Origin of the sequence: Mycobacterium sp., assembly GCF_039583805.1 — a bacterium.
In the GTDB taxonomy this organism is placed as follows: Bacteria; Actinomycetota; Actinomycetes; order Mycobacteriales; family Mycobacteriaceae; genus Mycobacterium.
Map to the genome: position 1 here is coordinate 1 of NZ_JAVKSH010000158.1, position 5,189 is coordinate 5,189.

Consider the following 5,189-nt stretch of genomic DNA (forward strand, 5'->3'; position numbering starts at 1 on the left):
TCTAAGGACTGGGCGCGCGCGGTCGTCGACATCCCGGTGTCGACCAGCGTCGACCTGAACCGGGCCAACGAGGTGCTGCACGAGGTGTGTGAGCATGCGCGCGACGAGCAGGCGCTGGGGGCGTTGCTGCTGGACGCGCCGACGCTGATGGGGGTGGAGAGCATCGAGGTCGACACCGTCAACCTGCGGATGGTGGCCCGCACGCTGCCGGGCAAGCAGTTCGAGGCGGGCCGCCAGTTGCGGGTGCTGGTGGTGCGGGCGCTGGCCCGCGCCGGGATCGTCACCGCCGGCGCCGCGACGTCAACCGCGGAGGCCGTCGGCCGTCCGGTGGCCGCTGACGGTGCCGGCGAGGAGACACCGGGCCGCGAGGACGAGGGATGAAGCTCAGGCCGGGCAGGGGCAGGAAGGCCGGCGCCGACGCGGGGCGCGGCTGGCCGGGCTATCTGCCCGGCGGTCGCCTGCGCACCTCGACGGTGGTGCTGGTGGTCGCGTTCGCGGCGGCGTGGTGGGTCTATGACGACTACCAGCACTCCCGGCCGTCGTCGCCACCCGTCCAGCTGCCGGCCTCCCAGGTGGTGCCGCCCGGGTACGTGCCGGATCCCCAATACACCTGGGTGCCGCGCAGCCGCCTGAGGCGGCCGCCGTCCACCGTCACCGTCACCGAGACCACGACGACCACGACGACCACGACGACCACGACCACGACGACACCGCCGCCGCCGAGCCCCCCCTGACTCACCCACACCGCAGCGCTGAGCGGTTCCCGCGCGGACCCACCAGTACACTGACGAGCCGTGATGATCGCCCTCGACCATGTCAGCAAGAAGTACAAGTCGTCGGGGCGTCCGGCGCTGGACAACGTCAACGTCAAAGTCGACAAGGGTGAGTTCGTCTTTCTGATCGGTCCGTCCGGCTCGGGCAAGTCGACCTTCATGCGACTGCTGCTCGGCGCGGAGAAGCCGACAGCGGGTGACGTGCGGGTGTCGAAGTTTCACGTCAACACGCTGCCCGGCCGCCACATCCCCAAGCTGCGGCAGGTGATCGGCTGCGTCTTCCAGGACTTCCGGCTGCTGCAGCAGAAGACGGTGTTCGAGAACGTCGCGTTCGCGCTGGAGGTCATCGGCAAGCGCAAAGACGCGATCGACCGCGTGGTGCCCGACGTGCTGGAGATGGTCGGCCTGTCCGGCAAGGCCAACCGGATGCCCGACGAGCTGTCCGGCGGCGAGCAGCAGCGCGTGGCGATCGCCCGCGCCTTCGTCAACCGGCCGCTGCTGCTGCTGGCCGACGAGCCCACCGGCAACCTGGACCCCGAAACCAGCAACGACATCATGGACCTGCTGGAGCGGATCAACCGCACCGGCACCACGGTGCTGATGGCCACCCACGACCATCACATCGTCGACGCCATGCGCCAGCGCGTCGTGGAGCTGTCGTTGGGCCGGCTGGTGCGAGACGAGCAGCGCGGCGTCTACGGGATGGACCGTTAAGTGCGTTTCGGTTTCCTGTTCAACGAGGTCCTGACCGGTCTGCGTCGCAACGTCACGATGACCGTCGCGATGATCCTGACGACCGCCATCTCGATCGGCCTGTTCGGCGGCGGGCTGTTGGTGGTTCGGCTGGCCGACCATTCCCGCGCCATCTACCTCGACCGTGTCGAGACGCAGGTGTTCCTGACCGACGACATCTCCGCCAACGACCCGAACTGCGACAGTCCCGCCTGCCGGTCGCTGCGCGAGAAAATCGAGGCGCGCAGCGACGTCAAATCGGTGCGGTTCCTCAACCGTGACCAGGCGTACCACGACGCGATCCGCAAGTTCCCGCAGTTCAAGGACGTGGCGGGCAAGGATTCGTTTCCGGCGTCGTTCATCGTCAAGCTGGAAAACCCCGAGCAGCACACGGACTTCGACGCCGCCATGCAGGGTCAGCCGGGCGTGCGGGGCGTGCTGAACCAGAAGGACCTCATCGACCGGCTGTTCGCCGTGCTGGACGGGCTGTCCAACGCCGCGTTCGCCGTCGCGTTGGTGCAGGCCGTCGGGGCAATCCTGTTGATCGCCAACATGGTTCAGGTGGCGGCCTACACGCGGCGCACCGAGGTCGGCATCATGCGACTGGTCGGCGCCAGCCGCTGGTACACCCAGCTGCCGTTCCTGGTGGAGGCGGTGGTGGCCGCCACCGTCGGCGTGGTCATCTCCGTCGTCGGCCTGATCCTGGTGCGCGCGCTGTTCTTGGGCAACGCGCTCGACCAGTTCTACCAAGCCAACTTGATCGCCCGGATCGACTACGCCGACATCCTCTACATCGCCCCGGTCCTGCTGGGTGTGGGTGTGGTGATGGCCGCGGTGACGTCCTACGCAACCCTGCGCGTGTATGTGCGGCGGTAGTCGTGGCCAAAAAACCCGGCAGCTCTGCGACCGGTAGGCAGGTTCTGGCCACCAACCGCAAAGCTCGGCACAAATACTCGATTCTGGAAGTCTTCGAGGCCGGGGTGGTGCTGCTCGGCACCGAAGTGAAAAGCCTGCGGGCGGGTAAGGCGTCACTGGCGGACGCCTTCGCCACCATCGATGACGGCGAAGTCTGGCTGCGCAACCTGCACATTCCGGAATATCACCATGGCAGTTGGACCAACCATGATCCGCGCCGGACCCGCAAACTGCTTTTGCACCGCCGCCACATTGATGAACTGATCGGCAAGATCCGCGATGGTAACCTCACCCTGGTGCCGTTGTCGTTATATTTCCGTGATGGAAAAGTTAAAGTGGAGCTCGCGTTGGGACGCGGCAAGCGGGCCCACGACAAACGTCAGGACCTCGCCCGCCGCGACGCTCAGCGCGAAGTGCTGCGAGCCCTGGGTCGGCGCGCCAAGGGGATGGCTTGATCGGCGCGGCCTACGCCCAGCTGTCCGCGCTCAGCTACGGCGTCGGCGACTTCGTCGGGGGGATTGCCGCCCGGCGCACGGCGGCACTGCGCGTCATGTTGGTGTCCTACCCGGTCTCGACGACCCTGCTGGGTGTGCTGGCCGTCAGCACCGGCGGGCCGGTTCGCCCCGGCGCGCTGGTGTGGGGCACGCTGTACGGGATCAGCCAGGCCGTCGGCGTGTGGTGGTTCTACGCGGCGCTCGCAGCCGGCCCGATCTCGGTGGTGTCGCCGCTGACCGCGGTGATCAATGCGGCCGTCCCGGTCGCCGTCGGCGTCGCGATGGGCGAGCGGCCCGGTGAGACGGCGTCGATGGGCGTGGTGCTGGCGATGCTCGCGGTGATCCTGGTCAGCCGGGAGTCCGGCTCCGACCCCGACGTCGCGACGCACCGGTTCACCAGCAGGGTGGCGTGGCTGACCGTCGGCTGCGGGGTCGCGTTCGGGCTGGACTTCGTGCTTATCCATCAGGCGCCGGTGGAGTGCCGGCTGTGGCCGCTGTTCTTCGCGCGGGCGTCGGCCACCGTGCTGGTCTTCGCGGTGGCGGGGATGAGCGGCAATTTTTCGTTGCCGGGCAGAACGCCGACCAGGCTTGCGGTGACCGTGGCGCTGCTGGACACCGTTGCCAACGTCGCCATGCTGATGGCGATGCAGAAGTGGCTGCTGTCGCTGTCGAGCATGTTGATCTCGCTGTACCCCGCGGCGACCGTGGTCCTGGCCGTCGTCGTGCTGCGTGAGCGGGTGACGCGCTGGCAGGGGCTCGGCATGGTCCTGGCGATGGTGGCGGTGGGGATGATCGCCGCCGCGTGACCCTCTCCTACCATCCGGCGACGTCTCACCATCCGGCGACGTCTCACCATCCGGCGACGTCCTACCATCGGATGGCATGAGCACGGCGCGTCCGGTCACCGAACTCGACAGGTCCGACGTGCTGTCGGGTCTGTTCGCCTCGTGGGACACCCTCGACCGGCTGCTGGCCGGGCTGACCGACGAGCAGTGGCGGGCGCCGGTGCCGCTGCCCGGCTGGGATGTGCACGCGGTGGTGTCGCACCTCGTCGGCTCGGAGTCGGCACTGTTGGGCCTCGCGGTGCCGGACGTCGACGTGTCGGCGCTGCCGCACGTGCGCAACGACGTCGGCGCGGCCAACGAGCGCTGGGTGCGCCACCTTGGCGGGGAGTCCGGCGCTGATCTGCACCAGCGGTTCCGGGCGGTGACGCGCGACCGTCGCACGCAGTTGACGGCGATGTCCGACGACGACTGGAATGCGCTGACGCCGACCCCGGTCGGCCCGGACAGTTACGGGCGGTTCATGCGGGTGCGGGTGTTCGACTGCTGGATGCACGAGCACGACATCCGCGACGCGCTGGGCCGGCCGGCCGGCGACGAGGAGCTGGTCGGCCCGGACTCGCGACTGGCGCTCGACGAGATGGCGGCCGGCATGGGCTATGTCGTCGGCAAGCTCGGGGGAGCGCCCGACGGGTCTCGGGTCGCCGTCGAGCTGACCGGTCCGCTGGCCCGTACCATCCGCGTCGCCGTCGACGGCCGCGCCCGGGTGGTCGACGACTTCGGCGGGCCGGAGCCCACCGTGACGATCCGGCTTGACGGCCTGCTGTTCACCCGGCTGGCGGGTGGGCGGGTAGCCGGCGCACCCGTCGAGCTCATCGGTGACGAGGAGGTCGGGTCACGCATCGTCGAGCATCTCAACTACGTGATCTGACGCGAACCGTGTGATACGGCGCGCCGGCGTGGACCGATCATGGCCGATGGCTGGCTCGCCGGCGAAAAGCTGCGTACCATGGTTTTTCTCGCTGATGATCGGCGGGGGTGCGAGGGGCTGAACGGTTTCGACTTCGCGCATCGAATCAAGGGAAGCGTGCCGGTGCAGGCAAGAGACCACCGTAAGCGTCGTTGCAACCAAATAAGCGCCGTTTCTACACAGCGCGACTACGCCCTCGCCGCCTAGGCGACGGCTGGTCTGTCAGACCGGGATGCCCTCGGCCCGGACCCTGGCATCAGCTAGAGGGATCCACCGAGGTGTCCGGTCGCGGGGCACATCGGGACACTCACAGCGACTGGGATCGTCATCCCGGCTGGTCCGTGTGACCGGGAGATCCGAGTAGAGGCATCGCGGACTGCGCACGGAGAAGCCTTGAGGGAATGCCGTAGGACCCGGGTTCGATTCCCGGCAGCTCCACCAGAAAGGGCCGCAGCTCCACCAGAAACGGCCGCAGCTCCACCAGAAACGGCAGTGACAGTCCAGAGACGTGTCGACGACGGCC

The 5,189-nt window shown here is 68.3% G+C and carries 5 protein-coding genes, 1 other RNA gene and 2 pseudogenes; all 8 read left to right on the plus strand.

Annotation, left to right across the window (positions count from 1 at the left end):
• Positions 1-381 (plus strand): annotated as a pseudogene (locus tag ABDW21_RS16065) (mechanosensitive ion channel family protein); the annotation flags it as partial.
• Positions 378-713, plus strand: a pseudogene (locus ABDW21_RS16070) (hypothetical protein); the annotation flags it as partial. The pseudogenes ABDW21_RS16065 and ABDW21_RS16070, both read left to right, overlap by 4 nt.
• A gap of 84 nt (positions 714-797) precedes the next feature.
• Positions 798-1,487, plus strand: coding sequence for a cell division ATP-binding protein FtsE (ftsE, locus tag ABDW21_RS16075; RefSeq protein WP_343599773.1), 690 nt, complete (start codon positions 798-800; stop codon positions 1,485-1,487).
• On the plus strand, positions 1,488-2,381 hold the full coding sequence (gene ftsX, locus ABDW21_RS16080; RefSeq protein WP_343599760.1) for a permease-like cell division protein FtsX: 894 nt from the start codon (positions 1,488-1,490) through the stop codon (positions 2,379-2,381).
• A 2-nt stretch (positions 2,382-2,383) separates the two neighbouring features.
• Positions 2,384-2,875 (plus strand): SsrA-binding protein SmpB, encoded by a 492-nt coding sequence (gene smpB / locus ABDW21_RS16085; RefSeq protein WP_343599762.1) that lies wholly within the window; start codon positions 2,384-2,386, stop codon positions 2,873-2,875.
• Positions 2,876-2,970: 95 nt separating this feature from the next.
• Entirely contained in the window at positions 2,971-3,720 is a 750-nt protein-coding gene (locus tag ABDW21_RS16090; RefSeq protein WP_343599774.1) for an EamA family transporter, read from the plus strand.
• Positions 3,721-3,796: 76 nt separating this feature from the next.
• A complete protein-coding gene (locus ABDW21_RS16095; protein ID WP_343599763.1) occupies positions 3,797-4,627 on the plus strand; it encodes a maleylpyruvate isomerase family mycothiol-dependent enzyme in 831 nt (276 codons plus the stop codon).
• A gap of 113 nt (positions 4,628-4,740) precedes the next feature.
• Positions 4,741-5,107: a transfer-messenger RNA gene (gene ssrA / locus ABDW21_RS16100) on the plus strand.
• Positions 5,108-5,189: the final 82 nt, after the last annotated feature.

Coding starts and splice junctions, on each gene's coding strand:
- ftsE (WP_343599773.1), top strand. CDS start 798: ATGATCGCCCTCGACCATGTCAGCAAGAAGTACAAGTCGTCGGGGCGT.
- ABDW21_RS16095 (WP_343599763.1), top strand. CDS start 3,797: ATGAGCACGGCGCGTCCGGTCACCGAACTCGACAGGTCCGACGTGCTG.
- ABDW21_RS16090 (WP_343599774.1), top strand. CDS start 2,971: ATGTTGGTGTCCTACCCGGTCTCGACGACCCTGCTGGGTGTGCTGGCC.